The sequence below is a fragment of the Microbacterium sp. 2216-1 genome (assembly GCF_046507855.1).
Classification (GTDB): Bacteria; Actinomycetota; Actinomycetes; order Actinomycetales; family Microbacteriaceae; genus Microbacterium; species Microbacterium esteraromaticum_C.
This window is the reverse complement of the sequence record NZ_JBKFTM010000001.1, coordinates 1,664,365-1,685,580: the sequence shown is the minus strand read 5'-3', so window position 1 is coordinate 1,685,580 and position 21,216 is coordinate 1,664,365. Positions and strand designations below refer to the sequence as shown.

Annotated in this window: 18 protein-coding genes; 11 read left to right on the top strand and 7 right to left on the bottom strand. The window is 68.3% G+C overall.

Annotated features, from left to right (window positions below):
* The first annotated feature begins 51 nt into the window (after nt 1-51).
* Nucleotides 52-597: a MerR family transcriptional regulator gene (locus ACLD0U_RS07860; RefSeq protein WP_179410511.1), complete on the top strand. Its 546-nt coding sequence runs from the start codon at nt 52-54 to the stop codon at nt 595-597.
* A gap of 110 nt (nt 598-707) precedes the next feature.
* Here the strand turns inward: ACLD0U_RS07860 and ACLD0U_RS07855 are convergent, their stop codons facing one another.
* Entirely contained in the window at nt 708-1,520 is an 813-nt protein-coding gene (locus tag ACLD0U_RS07855; RefSeq protein WP_179410512.1) for a ParA family protein, read from the bottom strand.
* 94 nt (nt 1,521-1,614) lie between these two features.
* Here ACLD0U_RS07855 and ACLD0U_RS07850 point away from each other — a divergent pair, with 94 nt between their 5' ends.
* Genes ACLD0U_RS07850 through def form a run of 3 tightly spaced genes read left to right on the top strand, consistent with a single transcriptional unit; the run spans nt 1,615 to nt 7,452 of the window.
* Nucleotides 1,615-5,022, top strand: a complete 3,408-nt coding sequence (locus ACLD0U_RS07850) for a pyruvate carboxylase (RefSeq protein WP_410340240.1) — start codon at nt 1,615-1,617, stop codon at nt 5,020-5,022.
* Nucleotides 5,023-5,065: 43 nt separating this feature from the next.
* Complete coding sequence (locus ACLD0U_RS07845) at nt 5,066-6,961, top strand: MinD/ParA family protein (protein ID WP_410340239.1); 1,896 nt, start codon at nt 5,066-5,068, stop codon at nt 6,959-6,961.
* The gene (def, locus tag ACLD0U_RS07840; RefSeq protein ID WP_179410514.1) at nt 6,961-7,452 is read left to right on the top strand and encodes a peptide deformylase; all 492 of its coding nucleotides are present in this window, start codon (nt 6,961-6,963) and stop codon (nt 7,450-7,452) included. The genes ACLD0U_RS07845 and def overlap by 1 nt, the downstream gene beginning before the upstream one ends.
* 84 nt (nt 7,453-7,536) lie before the next feature.
* Here def and ACLD0U_RS07835 read toward each other — a convergent pair whose 3' ends face one another.
* Nucleotides 7,537-9,363 carry an AMP-dependent synthetase/ligase gene (locus ACLD0U_RS07835; RefSeq protein ID WP_206549580.1) on the bottom strand — a complete coding sequence of 609 codons (1,827 nt, stop codon included), beginning with the start codon at nt 9,361-9,363 and terminating at the stop codon, nt 7,537-7,539.
* A gap of 117 nt (nt 9,364-9,480) precedes the next feature.
* On the opposite strand from ACLD0U_RS07835, the gene ACLD0U_RS07830 reads away from it, so the two are divergent.
* Entirely contained in the window at nt 9,481-10,173 is a 693-nt protein-coding gene (locus ACLD0U_RS07830) for a lysophospholipid acyltransferase family protein (RefSeq protein WP_179410516.1), read from the top strand.
* Nucleotides 10,174-10,235: 62 nt separating this feature from the next.
* Nucleotides 10,236-11,573 (top strand): class II 3-deoxy-7-phosphoheptulonate synthase, encoded by a 1,338-nt coding sequence (locus tag ACLD0U_RS07825; RefSeq protein WP_179410517.1) that lies wholly within the window; start codon nt 10,236-10,238, stop codon nt 11,571-11,573.
* A 10-nt stretch (nt 11,574-11,583) separates the two neighbouring features.
* Here ACLD0U_RS07825 and sufU read toward each other — a convergent pair whose 3' ends face one another.
* The 4 genes from sufU to ACLD0U_RS07805 all read right to left on the bottom strand — a co-directional run bounded on the left by sufU (nt 11,584) and on the right by ACLD0U_RS07805 (nt 16,839).
* Nucleotides 11,584-12,027: a Fe-S cluster assembly sulfur transfer protein SufU gene (gene sufU, locus ACLD0U_RS07820; RefSeq protein WP_410340238.1), complete on the bottom strand. Its 444-nt coding sequence runs from the start codon at nt 12,025-12,027 to the stop codon at nt 11,584-11,586.
* Nucleotides 12,027-13,325: an aminotransferase class V-fold PLP-dependent enzyme gene (locus ACLD0U_RS07815; RefSeq protein ID WP_410340237.1), complete on the bottom strand. Its 1,299-nt coding sequence runs from the start codon at nt 13,323-13,325 to the stop codon at nt 12,027-12,029. The genes sufU and ACLD0U_RS07815 overlap by 1 nt, the downstream gene beginning before the upstream one ends.
* A 55-nt stretch (nt 13,326-13,380) precedes the next feature.
* Nucleotides 13,381-15,318 carry a Stk1 family PASTA domain-containing Ser/Thr kinase gene (gene pknB / locus ACLD0U_RS07810; protein ID WP_206549583.1) on the bottom strand — a complete coding sequence of 646 codons (1,938 nt, stop codon included), beginning with the start codon at nt 15,316-15,318 and terminating at the stop codon, nt 13,381-13,383.
* 99 nt (nt 15,319-15,417) lie between these two features.
* Nucleotides 15,418-16,839: a LysM peptidoglycan-binding domain-containing protein gene (locus ACLD0U_RS07805; protein ID WP_410340236.1), complete on the bottom strand. Its 1,422-nt coding sequence runs from the start codon at nt 16,837-16,839 to the stop codon at nt 15,418-15,420.
* A gap of 157 nt (nt 16,840-16,996) precedes the next feature.
* Between ACLD0U_RS07805 and ACLD0U_RS07800 the strand changes: the two genes are divergently transcribed.
* Nucleotides 16,997-17,341 carry an Rv2175c family DNA-binding protein gene (locus ACLD0U_RS07800; protein ID WP_179410522.1) on the top strand — a complete coding sequence of 115 codons (345 nt, stop codon included), beginning with the start codon at nt 16,997-16,999 and terminating at the stop codon, nt 17,339-17,341.
* 38 nt (nt 17,342-17,379) lie between these two features.
* On the opposite strand, the gene ACLD0U_RS07795 is transcribed toward ACLD0U_RS07800, so the two are convergent.
* Nucleotides 17,380-18,456 carry a polyprenyl synthetase family protein gene (locus ACLD0U_RS07795; RefSeq protein ID WP_410340235.1) on the bottom strand — a complete coding sequence of 359 codons (1,077 nt, stop codon included), beginning with the start codon at nt 18,454-18,456 and terminating at the stop codon, nt 17,380-17,382.
* 95 nt (nt 18,457-18,551) lie between these two features.
* Between ACLD0U_RS07795 and ACLD0U_RS07790 the strand changes: the two genes are divergently transcribed.
* From ACLD0U_RS07790 to ACLD0U_RS07775, 4 genes are all read left to right on the top strand, one after another.
* Entirely contained in the window at nt 18,552-18,941 is a 390-nt protein-coding gene (locus ACLD0U_RS07790) for a DUF3040 domain-containing protein (protein ID WP_274367130.1), read from the top strand.
* A 228-nt stretch (nt 18,942-19,169) separates the two neighbouring features.
* On the top strand, nt 19,170-19,601 hold the full coding sequence (mraZ, locus tag ACLD0U_RS07785) for a division/cell wall cluster transcriptional repressor MraZ (RefSeq protein WP_179410524.1): 432 nt from the start codon (nt 19,170-19,172) through the stop codon (nt 19,599-19,601).
* A 97-nt stretch (nt 19,602-19,698) separates the two neighbouring features.
* Nucleotides 19,699-20,637: a 16S rRNA (cytosine(1402)-N(4))-methyltransferase RsmH gene (gene rsmH / locus ACLD0U_RS07780; RefSeq protein WP_206820263.1), complete on the top strand. Its 939-nt coding sequence runs from the start codon at nt 19,699-19,701 to the stop codon at nt 20,635-20,637.
* A complete protein-coding gene (locus ACLD0U_RS07775) occupies nt 20,634-21,200 on the top strand; it encodes a hypothetical protein (RefSeq protein ID WP_410340234.1) in 567 nt (188 codons plus the stop codon). Before rsmH ends, ACLD0U_RS07775 begins: the two co-directional genes overlap by 4 nt.
* Nucleotides 21,201-21,216 lie beyond the last annotated feature (16 nt).

Below are 21,216 nucleotides of genomic sequence, written 5' to 3'. Positions count from 1 at the left end.
GAGCGGGGGGTCTGCTCTAGCGTTGAGGTAGTCGATCAGGAGGAGACTGAGATGGATGCGGAAGGGCTTGCGGAAGACCCGCAGTTCGTGACCGAACTCCTCTTCACCGACGGGCTTCCCGCCATGGATGACGCCGTAGGGTACCGAGGCGCGGTCGCCGCCCGTGCGGCCGGCATCACGTACCGGCAGCTCGACTACTGGGCACGCACCGAGCTGGTCGTCCCGACCGTGCGCGGCGCGTCGGGCTCGGGCTCGCAGCGCATGTACGGCTTCCGCGACATCCTCGTGCTCAAGCTCGTCAAGCGCCTGCTCGACACCGGCATCTCGCTGCAGCAGATCCGCACCGCCGTCGAGCAGTTGCGCGTCGCCGGCATCCGCGATCTCACCGGAACCACCCTGATGAGCGATGGCGCATCGGTGTACCTGTGCACGTCGAACGACGAGGTCATCGACCTCGTCAGCCGCGGCCAGGGCGTCTTCGGCATCGCCGTCGGCAAGGTGCTGCGCGAGGTGGAGTCCACGCTGGTCGAACTCGACACAGCCGCGCCCGACCCGGTCGACGAACTGGCCGCGCGGCGCAAGAAGCGCACGGCGTAACGCCCCGGGCATCAGCCATCCGAAGCTGATCGGCTTCTGCACGCATCCGCGCGCAGGCGCCCTTCTGCGGTGGGCGCAACGCGCCCCGCAGAGAGAAGAAGACGGCGTTGCTACGCCTGCGAGCCGCTCTCAGGCACGGCAACGCGGCCGGTGCGGATGATGCGGTCCAGCAGCAGGTCGAAGTCGGCGGCCAGCTCCTGCGCCGAGTCGCCCGGCCAGATGTGCAGCGGCTTCGCGGCGCCCTGAGCCTGCTGCAACGACGTGCGCTCGGGCAGCTGCGGGCTCAGCACCAGGGGACCGAACATGTCACGCAGCTCCTTGATGCGGAACTGGTGCTCGATCGACTGCGGACGCACGCGGTTGACCACGATGCCCAGGGGCTGCAGACGGGGGGAGAGGCCACGGCGGATCTCTTCGATCGCGCGCAGCGCGCGGTCGGCGGCAGCGACCGAGAACAGGCCCGGCTCGGTGACCACCATGACGCGGTCGCTGGCAGCCCAGGCCGTGCGGGTCAACGCGTTCAGCGACGGAGCGCAGTCGATGAGCACGAGGTCGTACTCGCCCTCGACAGCGGCAAGCGCCTCTTCGAGCTTCCAGACATCGCGCACGCTGGGGTGCGGTCCGTCGAAGTTGATGGCAGAGGGGCTGCCGATGAGCACATCGATCGTGCCCGGGTGCACCTTCGCCCAACCGCTGGTGGTGATCGCCTGGCGCACCACCTTCTCTTTGGGGTTGGCCAGCACGTCGGCGATGTTGAGTCGCCCGGCGATCTGGATGTCCATCCCCGTGGAGACGTCGGACTGCGGGTCGAGGTCGACCACGAGGGTACGAAGACCGCGGGCGAAGGCGGCGGAAGCCAGACCGAGAGTCACGGTCGTCTTTCCTACGCCTCCCTTGAGGGAGCTGACGCTGAGTACGTGCACGAGCTACACGTTACCGTGCCCTAGTCTGGGTTGACACTCAGCCCCCGCCCAGCGCGCACACAAGCTGCGTGCTTCGACCTCTCCAGAGGTGTGCATGTTTCAGAAGATCCTGGTGGCCAATCGCGGCGAGATCGCGATTCGCGCATTCCGTGCGGCATATGAGGTGGGGGCGCGCACCGTCGCGGTGTTCCCCTGGGAGGATCGCGGATCCCTGCACCGTCTGAAGGCCGACGAGGCGTACGAGATCGGTGAACGCGGCCACCCGGTTCAGGCGTACCTGGACGTCGACGAGATCATCAAGGTCGCGATCGACGCCGGTGCGGATGCCATCTACCCGGGCTACGGATTCCTCTCAGAGAACCCGGAACTGGCCGAGAAGGCGGCCGCCGCGGGCATCACCTTCATCGGCCCGCCGGCCGCGGTGCTTGAGATGGCCGGCAACAAGGTCGAGGCCAAACGGCACGCGATCGAAGCCGGCGTTCCCGTGCTGCGCTCGACCGAGGCATCCGATGATGTCGACGCGCTGGTGGCGCAATCGGACGAGATCGGCTTCCCGCTGTTCGCCAAGGCCGTCGCCGGTGGGGGCGGCCGCGGCATGCGCCGCGTCGAGACCAAGGGCGAGCTGGCGCCGGCGCTGGCCGAGGCGATGCGCGAGGCCGGAGCCGCTTTCGGCGACGCGCGCATGTTCCTCGAACAGGCCGTGCTGCGTCCCCGCCACATCGAGGTGCAGATCCTCGCCGACGGGCACGGCGGCACCGTGCACCTGTTCGAACGCGACTGCTCGGTGCAGCGCCGGCATCAGAAGGTGATCGAGATCGCCCCCGCGCCGAACCTGGACGACAGCATCCGCGCTGACCTGCACCGTCATGCCATCGCCTTCGCGAAGTCGATCGGCTACCAGAACGCCGGCACCGTCGAGTTCCTGCTCGAGACCGCCGGTCCGCGCGCCGGCGAGATCGTCTTCATCGAGATGAACCCGCGCATCCAGGTCGAGCACACGGTCACCGAAGAGGTCACCGACGTCGACCTGGTGCGCGCGCAGATGCAGATCGCTGACGGCGCCACTCTCGCCGACCTGCATCTTGAGCAGAGTGATATCCACCTGCGCGGCGCCGCCCTGCAGTGCCGCATCACCACCGAGGACCCGACCCAGGGGTTCCGCCCCGACACCGGCAAGATCACCACCTACCGCTCACCCGGCGGGGCGGGCATCCGGCTCGACGGTGGCACCACGGCCGCGGGTGCGCAGATCAGTCCGTACTTCGACTCGATGCTCTCGAAGCTCACCTGCCGCGGCCGATCGTTCGAGAGCGCCGTCTCGCGGGCCCGCCGTGCGCTGGCCGAGTTCCGCATCCGCGGGGTATCGACGAACATCCCCTTCCTGCAGGCGGTGCTCGACGATCCGGCCTTCGCAGCCGGAGATCTGTCGACGTCGTTCATCGACGAGCGTCCCGAGCTGCTGCGTGGCCGCGTCTCGAAGGACCGCGGCACCAAGATCCTCAACTGGCTCGTCGACGTCACCGTCAACAAGCCGCACGGCGAGAGCCCCTTGGCAACACCGCCCGCCCAGAAGCTGCCCGCGATCGATCTGAGCGCGCCGGCGCCGTCGGGTTCGCGACAGCAGCTACAGCAGCTCGGCCCGGCCGGGTTCGCCGCTGCGCTGCGCGCCCAGCATCCGCTCGCCGTGACCGAGACGACCTTCCGCGACGCGCACCAGTCGCTGCTGGCCACCCGCGTGCGCACCCGTGATCTGGTGGCCGTGGCCCCCCATGTGGCCAGGATGACCCCGCAACTGCTGTCGGTCGAGGCCTGGGGCGGTGCGACCTACGACGTCGCACTGCGCTTCTTGGGGGAGGACCCGTGGGAGCGCTTGGCAGCACTGCGCGAGGCACTGCCCAACATCAACATCCAGATGCTGCTGCGTGGCCGCAACACCGTCGGCTACACGCCGTACCCGACCGAGGTCACCGATGCGTTCGTGCGTGAGGCGGCCGCGACCGGCGTCGACATCTTCCGCATCTTCGACGCGCTCAACGACGTGTCGCAGATGCGCCCGGCAATCGACGCGGTCCTTGCCACCGGCACCGCCGTCGCCGAGGGGGCGCTGTGCTACACCGGCGACCTGCTCGACCCCGCTGAAGAGCTGTACACGCTCGATTACTACCTGCGCCTGGCCGAGCAGATCGTCGACGCCGGCGCTCATGTCATCGGTATCAAGGACATGGCGGGCCTGTTGCGCCCTGCGGCGGCCGGCAAGCTCGTCCGCGCACTGCGCGAGCGGTTCGATCAGCCGGTGCACGTGCACACGCACGACACGGCCGGCGGACAGCTGGCGACCCTGCTGGCCGCCAGCGACGCGGGAGCGGATGCTGTCGACGCGGCCGCTGCGCCGATGTCGGGAACCACCAGCCAACCGTCGCTGTCGGCACTGATCGCCGCGCTCGCTCACACCGAGCGCGACACCGGCATCGACCTGCAGGCGGCATCCGACCTCGAACCGTACTGGGAAGCCACCCGGCACCTGTACCGCCCGTTCGAGTCGGGGCTGCCCGGTCCCACCGGCCGCGTGTACCACCACGAGATCCCCGGTGGTCAGCTGTCGAACCTGCGGCAGCAGGCGATCGCACTGGGCCTCGCCGATGACTTCGAGCTGATCGAGAACATGTACGCCGCGGCCGACCGCATCCTGGGCCGTGTGCCCAAGGTCACGCCCTCGTCGAAGGTGGTCGGCGACCTGGCGCTGCACCTCGCCGCGGTGAAGGCCGACCCCGCCGACTTCGAGGCGAACCCCGAGAAGTACGACATCCCCGACTCGGTCGTGGGCTTCATGTCGGGTGAGCTCGGCGACCTGCCCGGCGGCTGGCCCGAGCCGTTCCGCAGCAAGGTGCTCGCGGGACGCGCGGCGACGACCCGCGTCACGCCGCTCACCGAGACGCAGCAGGCCGCTCTCGATGGCACCGCCGAGCAGCGCCGCGGAATGCTCAACGAACTGCTGTTCCCTGCTCCGACCAAGACGTTCCGGCAGAACCGTGACGAGTACGGCGATCTGTCGGCGCTCGAGACCAGCGACTACCTGTACGGGCTGGTGCCCGGCGCGGAGCACGCCGTCGACATCGAGCGCGGAGTTCGCCTGTACGTCGGCTTGGAGGCGATCGGCGAGGCCGACGCCAAGGGCATGCGCACCGTGATGACGACACTGAACGGACAGCTGCGTCCGGTGTCGGTGCGCGACCGATCCGTGGCCGTCGACTCGCACGAGGTCGAGAAGGCCGACACGTCCAAGCCCGGGCAGGTCGCAGCTCCCTTCTCGGGCGCAGTGACACTGAAGGTCGAAGAGGGCGCCGTCGTGCGGGCCGGCGATGCGGTCGCCTCGATCGAGGCGATGAAGATGGAAGCGGCCATCACCGCGCCCGTCGGAGGCGTCGTGGAGCGGCTCGCGATCGCCTCGACTCAGCAGGTCGACGCCGGTGATCTTTTGGTCGTCATACGTGCGGAGCACTAATCTTGTGCGGGCGCATTTTCGCGCCGAAGCCTGGAGATGAACCGTGACCCCGAAGAACCCTGTCGATCCCGCCGAGGACGATTCCCTGGGAATGCTGGATGACGCACCGTCGTCCGACATCGCCGGAATCGGGCTCCCCGGTGCCACCGCGCAGGTGAGCGTCTCGGTGCCGACGGGAGCGGACGATGACGATCTCGTCGACGACGAGGTCATCGACGGCGAGATCGCTGCGCCCGAGGTCGTCTCGGAGCTGATCCTCGACACCTCGGCCGTCGCCGACGCCGACACCGTCGCGCGCATCGAGCAGCAGGCGCCCGACATCGTCATCGAGCTGCCCGCCGAGCAGTTGGCGCCGCCGGTGTCCGATCCCGTCGAGCAGATCGATGCGGTCGTGTCCGATGAGAGCGCGGACGCATCGGATGCCCAGATCGATGAGGCTCCGGTCGACGGCCCCGCCGCTACGGAGACCGCGGAGATCGTGATCGACACGGATGCCGATGAAGAGACGGACGCTTCCGCGGGCGCCGAGACCGAGGCGGATGCCACGGCTGAGCCTGCAGCCGCACCGGAGGCGGAGAACACCGTCGACGTCGACGAGGTTTCTGGTGTCGACGATGCGGGCAACGACGACGATGCTGGCAACGACGACACCGATGCCGGTAGCGACGACGCCGAAGGCACCGACGATTCCACCGACCGGGCGGATGACCTCGATGCCTCCGAACTCGCCCGCCTGGAATCGGTCGTGGCGGCTGCCAAGGCGCAGCTGCACGATGCCATGACCCCGCAGCGGGTGACAGCAACCCCGTCGCCCGCACAGAACGATGCTCGGCCGCTCTCGGTCGACCCCGCAGAGGAGAACACACCGGTGGCGAACGAAAATCGCGCAGCGGGCACCCAGCCCGCGGCCGCCGTGGCGCGGGTATCCGAAGAGACGCGCCCCGCGGCCGACATCACGCTGGCATCCAAGCGCCTCGACGACCTGGGTGAGGCGAGCCGCGAGAGCGCCGACCTGCTCACCGCCGATCGTCTGCTCGAGCCGTCGCGCATCGCCAAGCCCGAGCCCGAGGGCACCTGGAGCCACCTGCTGTACACCCTCTCCGGTGGGCGCATCAACGTCGGCGACAGCCGCAAGGCGCGCGAGCGCAAGCAGCTGAACGCGCGCATCTCCGCGCAGATGCCGGGAACCGCTCGGTTCGTACCGGTGCTGTCCCGCAAGGGCGGCGTGGGCAAGACGACCGTGACCGCCCTGCTGGGCATGGCTCTGGCCGATGCACGTGACGACCGAGTGATCGCCGTTGACGCGAACCCCGATCGCGGCACGCTCGCAGAACGCGTCGTGGGTGGGCACACGAAATCGGTGCGCGACCTGGTGCGTGCTCAGCACGACATCCGCGGGTACCACGACATCTCCGCACTGGTCGCCCGGGACCACACGCGTCTGGACGTGCTCGCCTCAGACGCCGACCCGCGTGTCTCAGAGGCGTTCGGCGACTCCGACTACCGGGACGTGGCCACCGTCGCCGCCCAGTACTACTCGCTCGTGCTCACCGACTCCGGTACCGGGATCGTTCACGCGGTGATGGGCGCCACGCTCGACCTGGCCGACCAGCTCGTGATCGTCTCGGGACTCAGCGTCGACGAGGCGCGGCTGGCGTCCGAGACGCTGACGTGGCTCGAGACGAACGGGCACGCCGACCTGGCACGTCGCGCGATCGTCGTACTGAACCAGTCCACGCCCGGGGCGCCGCTGGTGCGCCTGAGCGAGCTGGAATCGCACTTCTCGACGCGCGCCGCGCACGTGCTGCGCATCCCCTACGACCCTCAGATCGCCGGTGGTGGCCCGATCGACTTCGCCAGCCTGCAGCCGGCTACTCGCCAGGCTGCGCGCGAGGTCGCCGCCGTGCTCGTCGAGGGCCTGCGGACGCGGGGCGCCTGATGACCGTCCGCGAGATCCGCCTGTACGGCGACCCGGTGCTGCGCACCGTGAGCGCACCCATCGAGCAGATCGATGACGGCGTGCGGTCGCTGATCGCCGACCTGCTCGACACGGTCGAGCTGCCCGGACGCGCCGGCGTGGCCGCCAACCAGATCGGCTTCGCACTGCGCGCCTTCAGCTACAACATCGACGGCGACATCGGCTACGTCATCAACCCGGTGCTCACCGAGGTGCGCGGCGAGGCGGTGCCGACCGGTGAGGGCTGCCTGTCGGTGCCGGGACTCTGGCACGACACCCCGCGTCACCCGTGGGCCCGCGTGGAGGGCATCGACCTCGACGGCCGTCCCGTTGTGCTCGAGGGCGAGGGGCTGCTCGCCCAGGCCCTGCAGCACGAGACCGACCACCTCGACGGCAAGGTGTACCTGAGTCGCCTCGAGGGAGAGACCCGCAAGCTCGCCATGCGCCAGGTGCGCGAGAGCGACTGGTTCTGAGCGAGCGCCAGCGAGTCAGAATGTGGTGAGAGAACGAGAAATGCCCCCGCGGTTGCGGGGGCATTTCTCATCTGCGGATGCTGATCAGCCCAGCGGCGTGGTCGTGGTCTGCACCTGCTCGTCGTAGATCCCGGCGATGTCGGCGGCGAAGTCGGTCAGGATGACGTTGCGCTTGATCGACATCTTCGGCGTGAGGTGACCGCTGGCCTCGGTCCACTCGGTCGGCAGGATGGTGAACTTGCGCACCGACTCGGCGCGCGAGACGGCCTTGTTGGCGCGGTCGATCGCACGCTGCACCTCTTCGCGCACCGCTGCATTCGTGCTGGCCTCGGCGAGCGACATCTCGGCGGGGAGCCCGTTGTTCGCCAGCCAGGTCGGCAGCATCTCGGGGTCGAGGGTGACGAGGGCCGAGATGAACGGCTTCTTGTCGCCCAGCACCACGACCTGACCGATGATCGGGTTCGAACGGATGGGGTCCTCGAGCGCGGCGGGGGAGACGTTCTTGCCACCGGCGGTGACGATGATCTCCTTCTTGCGGCCGGTGATGGTCAGGAAGCCCTCGGAATCGAAGCTGCCCAGGTCGCCGGTGCGGAACCATCCGTCATCGAACGCCGCCGCGGTGGCCTCGGGGTTGTTCCAGTACTCCTTGAAGACGTTGACGCCCTTGACCTCGATCTCGCCGTCCTCGGCCAGACGCACGCCCACGCCGGGCAGCGCGGGGCCGACCGTGCCGATCTTGGACTTGTGCGCAAGGTTCACGGTCGCCGGGGCGGTGGTCTCGGTGAGACCGTAGCCTTCGAGGATCACGACGCCGAGGCTGTGGAAGAAGTGGCCGAGACGCGGGCCCAGCGGAGCCGAGCCCGACACCGCGTACTTGACCTTGCCGCCCATCGCCTCACGCAGCTTGCTGTAGACGAGCTTGTCGAACAGGGCGAACTTCAGTCGTAGCCCGAACGGCACCTTCTTGCCCTCTTCGAGCAGCTTGGAGTGCTCGACGGCCACGCCGGCCGCGGCGCGGAAGATCTTGCCCTTGCCGCCGGCCTCGGCCTTCTGCTCGGCCGAGTTGTACACCTTCTCGAACACGCGCGGTACGGCGAGCAGGAAGGTGGGCTTGAACGACCCGAGCGCGGGCAGCAGCTGCTTCGTGTCGGGCTGGTGGCCCGTGCGCACGCCGGAGTGCACGGCGAGGATCGAGATGAAGCGGGCGAACACGTGAGCGGTCGTGATGAACAGCAGCGTCGAGGCGCCGGGCATCGAGACGACCTCGTCGAGGGCCTTGGCCGAGTTGCGGGAGAGCTCGACGAAGTTGCTGTGCGTGAGCACGCAGCCCTTGGGGCGTCCTGTTGAACCGGAGGTGTAGATCAGCGTCGCGATGTCTTCGCCTCGGGCGAGGTTGCGCCGACGCTCGATCTCAGCATCCTCGATGTCCGCCCCCTGCGCGGTGAGGGTGTCGATGGCTCCGAGGTGCATCTGCCAGACCTCGCGCACCAGCGGCAGGTCGCCACGCACCTCGTCGGCGCGGGTGAAGTGCTCGGGTGACTCGACGATCAGTGCGGTTGCGCCGGAATCCTCCATGATCCACTGGATCTGCGAAGGCGAGCTGGTCTCGTAGATCGGTACCATCACTGCACCGGCGTAGAACAGTGCGAAGTCGATCAGCGTCCACTCGTAGGTGGTGCGCGCGATGAAACCGACCTTCTCGCCGGGCTGCACGCCGGCGGCGACGAAACCCTTGGCCAGGGCGATCACCGCGGTCTCGAAGTCCTTCGCCGAGACATCACGCCAGCCGTCGCCGTCCGGTACGCCGAACAGGGCGAGGTGAGGCGTCTTCTGCACGCGCTGCGCGAGCAGATCGGAGACGTTCCCCTCGGGGTCGGCGGGGATGATCGCGGGGACTTCGAACTGGGCCACGGCAGCTCCTTCGGTACCTGTCGAGCGGGTAATCATCCGAGTCTATGGCATGGAATCAGGTCGCAGTCCAGATGGAACTGGGTCGCGAGACGCCGTGCGGCGCTAGACTGCGAGACGATGTTCTACTGGCTGATGAAGTATGTGGCGATCGGCCCGCTGGTCAAGGCGATCTTCCGCCCCTGGATCACCGGGCGAGAGAACGTGCCCGCCACCGGCGCCGCGATCCTGGCGAGCAATCACCTGTCGTTCGCGGACTCGATCTTCCTGCCCCTGCTGCTCGATCGTCCGATGTCGTTCCTCGCCAAGAGCGACTACTTCACCGGCAAGGGCATTCGCGGCTGGGCGACCAAGGCGTTCATGAAGGGCACCGGTCAGATTCCCATCGACCGCTCCGGGGGCAAGGCCTCCGAAGCCTCGCTGAACACCGGCCTGCAGATTCTGGGGCGCGGCGATCTGCTGGGCATCTACCCCGAGGGCACTCGCAGCCCCGACGGGCGCCTGTACCGGGGGCGCACCGGCATCGCCCGGATGGCGCTGGAGGCCAAGGTCCCGGTCATCCCCGTGGTGATGGTCGACACCGACACCGCGATGCCGATCGGCAAGCGGATCCCCAACGTGATGCGTGTGGGGGCGGTCATCGGGGAACCGCTCGATTTCTCGCGCTATGCGGGGATGGAGAACGACCGCTACATCCTGCGCGCCGTCACCGACGAGATCATGATCGCGCTGCATCGTCTGGGCGCGCAGCAGTACGACGATGTGTATGCCTCCACCGTCAAGGACCGCCTGCCCGCATCCGCCAAGCGCTGAACGCCCGCGACAACGTCGAAACACGGCGGATCGGCGTCGTTTCCGAGGGCTAAGCTGGGGCGATGCACTCCTCGCATTCTGATCTCGACATGTGGCGCTCCCTTCCCATCAAGCAGCAGCCGCAGTGGCCGGATGCCGAGCACGTGGCCGAGGTCTCTTCGCAGATCGCCGCGCTGCCGCCCCTGGTGTTCGCCGGTGAGGTCGACAACCTGCGCGCACGTCTGGCACGTGCGGCACAGGGCGAGGCGTTCCTGCTGCAGGGCGGTGACTGCGCCGAGACGTTCGCCGGTGCGACCGCCGATCAGATCCGCAACCGCATCAAGACGGTGCTGCAGATGGCCGTGGTGCTCACCTACGGCGCATCGATGCCGGTTGTGAAGATGGGACGCATGGCCGGGCAGTTCGCCAAGCCGCGCTCCAGTGACACCGAGACGCGCGGCGACGTGACGCTGCCCGCGTACCGCGGCGACATCGTCAACGGGTACGACTTCACCGAGAAGTCGCGTCAGGCCGACCCGGGTCGACTCCTGCAGGGCTACCACATGGCCTCGTCGACGCTGAACCTCATCCGTGCGTTCACGCAGGGCGGTTTCGCCGACCTGCGTGAGGTGCACTCCTGGAACAAGGGCTTCGCCCAGAACCCGGCCAACCAGCGCTACGAGCGCATGGCCGCCGAGATCGATCGCGCGATCAAGTTCATGGAGGCCGCGGGCGCTGACTTCGAGGAGCTCAAGCGCGTCGAGTTCTTCACCGGGCACGAGGGCCTGCTCATGGACTACGAGCGGCCCATGACTCGCATCGACTCGCGCACCGACAACCCGTACAACACCTCGGCGCACTTCCTGTGGGTGGGGGAGCGCACGCGCGACCTCGACGGGGCGCACATCGACTACTTCTCGCGCATCCACAACCCGATCGGCGTCAAGCTGGGCCCGACCACGACGCCCGAGACCGCTCTTGCGCTGATCGACAAGCTCGACCCCAACCGCGAGCCGGGACGACTGACGTTCATCACCCGCATGGGCGCGGGCAAGATCCGCGACGCGCTGCCCCCGCTGCTTGAGGCCGTGCGCGACTCCGGCGCCAACCCACTGTGGGTGACCGACCCGATGCACGGCAACGGCATCACCACCCCCAACGGGTACAAGACGCGCCGTTTCGACGACGTCGTCGATGAGGTGCGCGGCTTCTTCGAGGCGCACCGCGCCGTCGGCACGTTCCCGGGCGGCATCCACGTCGAACTCACCGGAGACGACGTCACCGAGTGCCTGGGCGGATCGGAGCGCATCGACGAGGCCGGCCTCGCGACCCGTTACGAGAGCCTGTGCGACCCGCGCCTGAACCACATGCAGAGCCTGGAACTGGCGTTCCTCGTCGCCGAGGAGCTCGAGAAGCGCTGACGCGACGCGGTCAGGGGAGCTTGCGGAGGGCATCCTCCGCAGCGACCCAGCCGAGCATCGCGCACTTCACGCGGGCGACGTACTTCGACACACCGCCGAGCGCTGCGGCATCGCCGAGCAGCTCGGGGTCGGGGGCGATGCGCCCGCGTGAGCGCATCGCTTCGCGGAACACGGCGATCCGATGCTCGACATCGGCGACCGGGAGGCCCTCAACGAGCTCGGCGAACAACGAGACGGATGCCTGCGAGATCGCGCAGCCATGTCCTTCCCACGCGATCGCCTCGACGGTGCCGTCCGCCGCGGTGTGCACCTGCAAGGTGATCTCGTCTCCGCAGGTGGGGTTCAGCTGGTGGGACTGCGACGGCACGGCGTCGCGCAGCCCGAAGCCGTGCGGGGTGCGGGAATGATCGAGGATCAGCTCCTGGTACATGCCCTGCAGGTCGGACGAGGCCATCATGCCCTCCGGAAGAAATCGATGCAGCGGGCGACGCCGTCGATGACGGCATCCACCTCGTCCGCGGTGTTGTACAGATAGGTGCTCGCACGCGTCGACGCGGTGACGCCGAGGCGGCGGTGCAGCGGTTGCGCGCAGTGATGACCGACGCGCACGGCGATGCCCGCGTCGTCGAGGAACTGCCCGACATCGTGCGAGTGGATGCCGGCGACATCGAAGCTCGCCAGTCCCACCCGCGGAAGGTCGATTCCCGCTCCGAGCACACGCACGCCGTCGAGGGCCGAGAGGCCGTCGACGAGCCTCGCGCCGAGCTCCGCCTCATGCGCGGCGATCCTCGGCATCCCGACTCCCTGCAGGTACCGCACAGCCTCGGCCAGTGCCACGGCCTGCGACACGCGCTGCGTGCCGGCCTCGAAGCGCTGGGGCGGCGGAAGGTACTCCGCCTCGGTCGTGGTGACCGTGGTGATCATCGAACCGCCCGTCAGGAACGGCGGCATGATCTCAAGCAGCTCGCGACGCCCGTACAGCGCGCCGATGCCGGTGGGACCGAGCATCTTGTGTCCCGACAGCACCGCGAAGTCGACATCGAGCGCGTGCACGTCCAGCGTGATATGCGGAGCCGACTGGCAGGCGTCCAGCAGAATGAGTGCTCCGACGGCGTGTGCGGCGGCGATGAGCTGCTCGACGGGGTTCACCACCCCGAGGACGTTCGACACGTGCGTGAACGCCACCAGGCGCGTGCGTGGTCCGATCAGCTCGGCCGCGGCATCCATGCGCAGCGCGCCGTCGTCGTCGAGCGGGATCACCCGCAATGTCGCGCCCGTGCGCGCGGCGAGCTCCTGCCAGGGGATGAGATTGGCGTGGTGTTCCATCTCGGTCGTCACGATCTCGTCGCCCGGGCCGAGGCGCAGCCGGGCGCTCTCGGCGCCGCCGCGGCCGATCGACGCGTTCGAGAACGCGTAGGCGACCAGGTTGATCGCTTCGGTCGCGTTGGAGGTCCAGACCACCTCGTCCTCGTCGGCGCCGATGAAGTCGGCGAGGGCGGTACGGGCGTCCTCGAACGCGAGCGTCGCCTCGGCGGCCAGCGTGTGCGCACCGCGGTGCGCGGCCGAGTTGAGCGTCGTGGTGAACGCGCGCTCGGCATCGATCACCGACAGGGGACGCTGCGAGGTCGCCCCCGAGTCGAGGTAGACGAGCGGATGCCCGTTGACCCGCGTCTGCAGGATGGGGAAGTCCGCACGCAGGCGCTGGACCTCCTCGTCGCTGAACGCAGGGGGAGACGCGGTACCGATGCTCATTGTTCTAGCCTCTCATCCGCTGGCGGTGCTGGGGCCGGCGGGCGGGACGGGGCTGTCAGCCGCTGACGTTGATGACGATGTAGATCTCGGTGCCGGCGCGGTGCATCGTGCCCGACTCGGGATCGGTGCTCTGAGCCTTGGTCAGGCCATTGGGCACACCGTTCCAGAACGGTGCGTAGTCGACCGTGAATCCGGCATCCTCGAGTTTCTGGCGCGCTTCGTCGCGGGTCAGTCCCGCAACATCGGGCACCTCGAACAGCTGCGGTCCCTTCGACAGGGTCAGCGTCAGCGCGTCACCGGGGCGCCAGCTGCCCCCGCCGGGACGATCGGTGCTCTGGCGGATCACCGCGCCTGCCGCCACCGAGTCGCTGAACTCCTCGGGACGCTCGTCGGCGACCTTCAGCCCGGCATCGGAGAGGGTCGTGATCGCGTCGTCGAGCGACTTTCCCGTGACGTCGGGAACCGGACCGAGCGACATCTGGATCAGCGCCGTGTCGTCCTCGAAGACGTCGCAGCCGGTACCGCACGCGTAGCTCTCATCGCTGCCCCGCGGGGTGATCCGCACGTTGAGCACCAGATCGCGGTCGAGGTCGGCGAAGTAGCTCGCCGTGTCGTCCTCGACGTTGACGTTGTTCGCGGTGAGGATGTCGCGCACCTCTTGCTCGGTCTTGCCGCCCAGATGCGGAAGCGTGTGCTGAGCGGGACCGGACGACACGACCAGCGTGACCGTGCTGTCCTGCTCGACGCGTTCGCCCGCGCCGGGCCGTGACTCGATCACGTCGCCCTCGTCGACATCGACGGAGGACTCGTCGGTGCGTTCGGGAATCAGTCCCTCGGCCGTCACGACCGCCGCGGCGTCGTCGTAGCTCATCCCAGCGACCGACGGCACGCCCACGAGCGATCCCGGACCCGAACCGAACCACCAGCCGACGCCTCCGGCCGAGACCGCGAGCAGCAGCACGAGCGACAGCAGGAGGGCGCCGCGCGCCCGACGTCGCGACGTGCGGCGCCGTAGCCGGGCCGCGTTGTCGGCATCCACCGGGACATCCTCGGTGTGGTCGGCCGTGATGACACCCGGAAGGATCTTCGTGACCGCACCGGAGTCGTGATCGCGGTGCGCCGCGGTGGTCGTGGTGACCACGGGCGCGATGCCCAGATCGCGTTCGATCTCGCGCAGCCGGGTGAGCATGGCGCCCGCATCGAGCGGGCGATCGTCGGGGGACTTCTCGGTCGCCCACAGCACGAGCTCGTCGAGCTGCTCGGGGACCGCCGTGTTGCGTGTGCTCGGCCGCGGCACCTGCTCGGTCGCGTGCTGATACGCGATCTGCATGGGCTGCTCGCCCTTGTACGGCTGTTCGCCGACGAGCATCTCGTAGAGCATGATGCCCAACGCGTAGATGTCGCTACGGGCATCGGCTGTGCCGCGGGTGACGAGTTCAGGTGCCAGATAGGCGATCGTGCCCAGCAGCTGAGCGCCCGTGGCGGTGTTGGCCGTCGTGGCGCGGGCCAACCCGAAGTCACCGATCTTGATGCGGCCGTCCTCGGCGAGCAGCACGTTCTCGGGCTTGACGTCACGGTGCACGATGCCGGCGCTGTGCGCGGCGGCGAGTCCGGACAGCACGGCGTCCATGATCGTGATCGTCTGCGGGACGGTGAGACGCTTCTGCTCGCGCATCAGCTCGCGCAGGGTGATGCCCGGAAGGTACTCCATCACCAGGTACGCCAGTTCGCCGTCCTGACCCTGGTCGAACACGTTAACCACGTGCGGGTCGGCGAGTCGGGCGGCGGCGCGCGCCTCTTGGATGAAGCGGCTCTGGAAGGCCGAGTCGTCACTGAGGTGCGCGTGCATCACCTTCAGGGCGATGCGCCGTTCCAGGCGCATGTCGGTGGCGACGTAGACCGTCGCCATTCCGCCTCGCGCGATTCGTGCCCGTACCCGGTATCGGCCGTCGACAAGCCGCCCGATGAGGGGGTCGGCCTGCGGAGTAGTCACAGATGAAGTCTATGAAGAAGCGGCTGTGAGGCTCGGCAACGGCGCACCTGCATGAGGTATCGATCCGGTGACGTCCGGCGCGTCATCGGCGTGTCGCGCTCACAGGGAGGCCAGCCAGCGGAAGGACTGCTGCTCCCACTGGCCGTACCGATCGGGGTATGCCGAGATCTGCACGGCCTGTGCGGCGCCGGTGAACGACATGTTCTGCCAGCCCGAGATGTCGAGCAGGCCGCGCGTCGCACGCCCGTTCGGGTCCTGCGGTCCGCCGTAGAAGACGCGGATGCTGCGATCGGCGTCGAGGATCTGAGCAGCCGTTCCCCAGCCCTGACTCGGGCGCTGCTGGAACAGGCCCAGCGAATCGCGATCGCCGTAGTCGAGGTTGCGCATGGAGGACTCGACCATGGCGGTTGCCAGCGCGATCGCGATGCCGCGGTCGGAGATGCCCAGCTCGCGCCCCACACGGATGATGTGGGCGGCGTGCGCCTTCTGGGTCGCGTCGAGCGTCGCGTAGCGCTGGGCGGGCTCTGCCGGAGCAGTCAGCAACAGCGTCTGTCCCGGGTAGATGATGCTGTTGCTGCTGAGTCCGTTGGCGCGCAGCAATTCGCTCACGGTGATGTCGTACTTCTTCGCGATGTCGAACAGCGTGTCGCCCGCGACAACCAGGTGCGTCTTCGCGGACGGCGGTGTGGTCGGCTTGGGATTCGTCGGCTTGGTCGGCGGCTGGGTCGGCGTGGCGGTTGATCCGCTGACGCGCAGCTTCTGGCCCGGGTAGATCAGTGCGTTTCGTCCGAGCCCGTTGGCCGAGATGATCGCGTTGATGGTCGTGCCGTACTTCTTCGCGATCGCGTAGACGGTGTCGCCGCGCTTGACCACGTGCACCTTGCCGGAGCTCGGTTTGCCGGAGTTCGAGTTGCCCGTGCTGGGCTTGCCGGTCGACGGCGGCTTCGGCTTGGCGGTGGATGTCGATCCGCCGATGCGAAGCTTCTGGCCGGGGTAGATCAACGCGCTTCGCCCGAGCCCGTTCGCAGAGACGATCGCGCTGACGGTCGTGCCGTACTTCTTCGCGATCGCGTAGACAGTGTCTCCGCGCTTGACGGTGTAGACCTTGGAGGTTCCCGACGGCGACGTCGTCGGTGGCTTCGGCTTGGACGTCGACGACGAGGCGGACGACAGGCGAAGCTTCTGGCCGGGATAGATCACGGATCGCCAGGTCAGGCCGTTCCAGGCAAGCACGTCGGAGGTACGCAGGCCGTATCGCGTGGCGATCGCGTACACGGTGTCTCCGCGCTTGACGGTGTACTTGCTCGGTCGCGCGGCCAGGGGGACCAACGCGGCGGCGGCCGGGGCAGGGGCCGCTGCGGGCTGTCGGGCGCTCAGCGGTTTCAGCTCTGCTCCACGCGCCGCAGGTGCGTCCTGCTGTGCGTGTGCGGGGGTCACCGCAATCGAAGCGGCAAGTGCGCCGATGACGGCAGCGGGCGCCCCGACTCGAAGCGGAGCGGTGTACGAGGTACGTGCCGTCATGTCATTCATCTCCCACTGGAATATTGGAAACAGGCTGACACGGTTGTATAGCGTTGTCAACGCAAGAGGCAGAAGTGATGAATGTTATTCATGTTGTCTGAAGTGATCAAGGCGGGCTCGCGGTGCGTCGCTGGCCCCGGGGTGAGATAGTGGAGGGGTGACTGAGAACGCACCGGATACCTCCGCCTGGCTGACGATTCCCGAACTCGTCGACGCCCTTGACGAGACGCCGGGCCGCGTTCGCCGCCTGCTCGACGAGCGCTACCTGATCGGCTCGCGCCGCGGTGGTGCGTTCGCCGTTCCCGCGGTATTCATCGCCGACGGTCGGCCGCTACCCGCCCTGCGCGGCACGGTGATCGTCATGCAGGACGCCGCGTTCTCGGACGACGAGATCATCGATTGGCTCCTGGCCGAGGAAGAGACGCTCGGCCGCTCGCCGATCGCCGCTCTCCTGGCGGGCCATAAGAGCGAGGTTCGACGCGTGGCGCGCGCCCTCGCGTAACCCCGTTCGCCGCGCGTGCGTGATGTGACCGACTGCGGTCACGCGGAACGGGCGATCGCGGCCTGCGCCAGCGCACCCAACTCGTCGGCCGCGCCGGACTCGACCGGTAGCGCGACCAGCGCCCGCTCCGCGGCCGCGGTGTAGTCGTCGATCATCTTCTCGACGTGGTTGAGCGCGCCGCTGGAACGGATCAGCGTCTGAATCGTCTCGACTTCAGCATCCGATAGTCCCGCATCGCCGAGGCCGGCATCCAAGCGCTCGCGTTCCTCCGGCGTCAGCCGCTCGCGCGCGACGGCGACGAGCGCGGTGCGCTTGCCCTCGCGCAGATCGTCGCCGGCGGGTTTGCCGGTCACTGCGGGGTCGCCGAACACGCCGAGCACGTCATCGCGCAGCTGGAAGGCCATGCCTACGGGGTGTCCGAACGCGCGCAACGCGTCGAGCAATCCAGGCTCGGCGCCGGCAAGCGTCGCCCCGAGAACGATCGGCTCCTCGACGCTGTACCGCGCCGACTTCAGTGCGGCCACGCGCAAAGCCCGGTCGAGCGGCGAGGTGGTCGGAGAGGTGTTCCACGCCGACTCTTCGGTGACATCGAGCAGCTGGCCGATCGTGACGTCGCGTCGCATCCGGGCGTACTCGGCACGGGCGGCAGCGGCATGCGGATGCCCGACAATGGTCTGTTCGAGCAGGTCGTCGCTCCAGGCGACGAGCAGGTCTCCGAGGAGTACGGCGGCGGAATGGCCGAACGCCTCGGCGTCGCCGTGCCATCCCGCCCGGCGATGCGCCGCCTCGAGTGCGCGGTGCGACGCCGGCTTGCCGCGGCGGGTGTCGGAGTTGTCGATGAGATCGTCGTGCACGAGCGCGGCGGACTGGAAGATCTCCAGCGCAGCGGCCAGGCCCCACACCTCGTCCTGCGGGCTCGCGACGCGCCCGGATGCCGCATACCAGCCGGCGTGGCAGAACCGGGCGCGCAGTCGCTTGCCGCCGGCGAGTGTGTCGGCTGCCGCATCAATGAACAGGGCGGCGTCGGGGCCGTACTCGGCACTGCTGCCGCGGATCTCATCGAGGAAACGGCCGAGGCGGGCGGCTACGGCATCGAGCGCGAGCGAAGAAGACACGATTCCCAGCCTAGATGCAGGAATCCGGGGGTGCTCGGCTAGCCGAGCGGGCCGCGCGCGGCTAGACTGGATAGACCGAACCGAGGGGGTTGGACATGCCTCTTTCCGAACAAGAGCAGCGCATGCTCGACGAGATGGAGCGCCATCTTCTGCAGCATGACGCAGACGTGGTCAGCGCGCCGACAGGCGACCGCGCGTTGAGCTACCGAAACCTGGTCTACGGGGCCGTGCTGCTGCTCGTCGGCGTCGGTGGTCTCATCGCCGCCGTAGCGCTCGGCGCCAGCCTGGGCCCGGTCGGCAGCATCGTCATCGGTGTCGTCGCGTTCCTCGCGATGCTCGGTGGTGTCATCCTCGCGTTCACCCCGGTGCGACGCGCCGGCGGCGGCGCGCCCGCACAGGCCCCGCGCGGCGGCGCCAATCCTCAGGACACCTCGTTCATGGACAAGATGAACGACCGCTGGGATCGGCGCCAAGAAGAACGTTGATCTGATCCGCTGACAGAGCCCGGATGCATAGCATCCGGGCTTTTCTGCGTTTCGGCAGTGATTTTCCTCCACTGTCCTCCACCCCGTGAATCCCCGTGATCACGGGGTTTTTGCGGCCCCAACCGGGAGGTGCCTGGGAATGCGTCAGAAAGGGGGAGTGAAAGTGGAGGGAAGTGGAGTAAAGTGGTGCGCACCTCGGTCGGCCGGACGCAGGGGGGGTGATGACCGGTGCTTTTGGGGACGCATTCGCCGAAGCTCGATGACAAGGGCCGGGTCATCCTGCCTGCGAAGTTCCGCGAGGATCTCGGCGGGGGAGTCGTCGTCACCCGCGGGCAGGAACGCTGCCTCTACGTGTTCAGCACCGCCGAGTTCGAGCAGCTCCATGAGCGCATCCGTCAGGCACCACTGAGCAACAAGCAGGCGCGGGACTTCCTGCGCATGTTCCTGTCGGGTGCGAGCGCCGAGATGCCCGACAGTCAGAACCGCATCACGCTCCCCGCCCACTTGCGCCAGTACGCCGGCCTGGGCAAGGAACTGGTCGTCACCGGAGTCGGCGCCCACGCCGAGATCTGGGATGCGGCCGCCTGGAACGACTACCTGGAAAGCAATGAAGAGTCCTACGCCGATCTGGAACAGGAGGTGATTCCCGGATTGTTCTGACCCCGGTTGTGATGCCTCGCCGCTCCGCCCCGACACACTTCCCCGGTGCCGGGTCGAGCGGAGAGGAATCAGAGCCGGAGGTCACGGGAGAGAGATCATGAGTATCCGCGACATACACACACCTGTACTGCTGGACCGCTGCGTCGAGTTGCTCGAGCCCGCACTGCGACACGACGGCGCCGTGCTCGTCGACGCCACTCTCGGCATGGGAGGACACTCCGAGGCGTTTCTGGAGCGCTTCCCGAACATCCGCCTGATCGGACTCGATCGAGACACCGACGCGCTGCGCATCGCCGGTGAGCGGCTGGCGCCGTTCGGGGACCGCGTGACGCTCGTGCACACCGTGTACGACGAGATCGGTCTGCACGCGCAGGGCGCCGACGCGATCCTCTTCGACCTGGGCGTGTCGTCGCTCCAGCTCGACGAGGCGGACCGCGGTTTCGCGTACTCGAAGGACGCACCGCTGGACATGCGGATGGATCAGACGAAGGGGCGCACGGCGGCGAGCATCATCGCCGAGTACAGCGAGGGGCAACTGCGACGCATCTTCGAGCGCTACGGTGAAGAGAAGCTGGCCGGTCGCTACGCCCGTTTCATCGTGGCGGCGCGCGACAAACAGCCGATCGTCCGATCGGGTGAGCTCGTCGACCTGCTGGTCGCCGCGACGCCGGCCGCCGCACAGCGCGCCGGTCACCCCGCCAAGCGCGTGTTCCAGGCGCTGCGTATCGAGGTCAACTCCGAACTGAGCGTGCTGGCCGACGCGATTCCGTCCGCCATGGACGCACTGACCGTCGGCGGTCGCATCGCCGTGATGTCTTATCAGTCGCTGGAGGACCGACTGGTCAAGCAGGCCTTCGCCGCCGCCTCGGCATCGACCGCACCACCAGGGCTTCCGGTCGAACTACCCGAGCACGCTCCACGCTTCCGGGTGCTGACGAAGGGGGCCGAGCTCGCCGATGACGACGAGCGCGCACGCAATCCGCGTGCGATCCCGGTGCGCCTGCGGGCAGCCGAGAAACTGCGAGAGCCGACATGAGCCTGCAGACCGCACGTGCGCATCCGCAGGAGACCCCGCGGTCGGAGCCGCGGCGGCGCCTGCGCGCGCTGGTCGCGCCGGAGCCGCGGCGCCGACCGAAGGTCGCCTACGCCGCACTCGCCGTCGCGGGGGCCCTGGCCATCGGCGCAGCGCAGGTGGGGATCTCGTTCGCGACCACGCAAGACGCCTTCGTGCTGGCACAGCTCACCAGCCAGCAGCACGATCTCGACCTGCAGAAGCAGGCGCTGCACGAGAACATCGTGGGATTGAGCTCGCCGCAGTCCTTGGCCAGCAGGGCCGACACTCTGGGTCTCGTCGTCGCTGGTTCGGCGTCGTACCTGCGAGTGAGCGACGGAACCGTGCTCGGGTCCGGAGATGTCGCCGACTGGACGTCGACGGTCAACCCCAACGGCTCCACCTCGGTGGGCAACGCGCTTCTCTTGCCGCCGCCCGAGACGCCGCCGCAGGACGAAGCACCGGCCGACGACGCCACGGCGTCGGACACCGGGCCCGCGCTGCCACCGACCGTCACCGACGGACTGCCCTCGCCCACGACCCGATAGCCGCACTGAAAGCACG